The sequence below is a fragment of the Bacillus sp. 0909A genome, assembly GCF_036765115.1.
GTDB lineage: Bacteria > Bacillota > Bacilli > Bacillales > Bacillaceae > Bacillus > Bacillus mojavensis.
Window position 1 is genome coordinate 1 of record NZ_JBAIZU010000024.1, and the last position, 255, is coordinate 255.

The following is a 255-nucleotide window of genomic DNA, read 5'->3' on the forward strand; positions in this document are numbered from 1 at the left end:
GACTGCGGCATCAGCGCGGATGAGCGCGTCGGCATTCTGACGAAGCCGTCGCTTGAAATGTCCGCCGCGGTGCTTGGTGTCCTGAAGGCGGGAGCGGCATTTGTGCCGATTGACCCTGACTATCCGGATCAGCGGATTGAATATATCCTACAGGACAGCGGTGCGAAGCTTCTCTTGAAACAGGAAGGCATTTCAGTGCCGGACAGCTATACGGGCGAGGTCATTCTTCTTGACGGCAACCGGACGATCCTGAGT

The 255-nt window shown here is 57.3% G+C and carries 1 protein-coding gene; it reads left to right on the plus strand.

The window, feature by feature from the left end; genetic code table 11:
• Positions 1–255, plus strand: a 255-nt coding sequence (locus V6D42_RS20300) for an AMP-binding protein (protein ID WP_333514386.1), incomplete at both ends; no start/stop codon positions are given.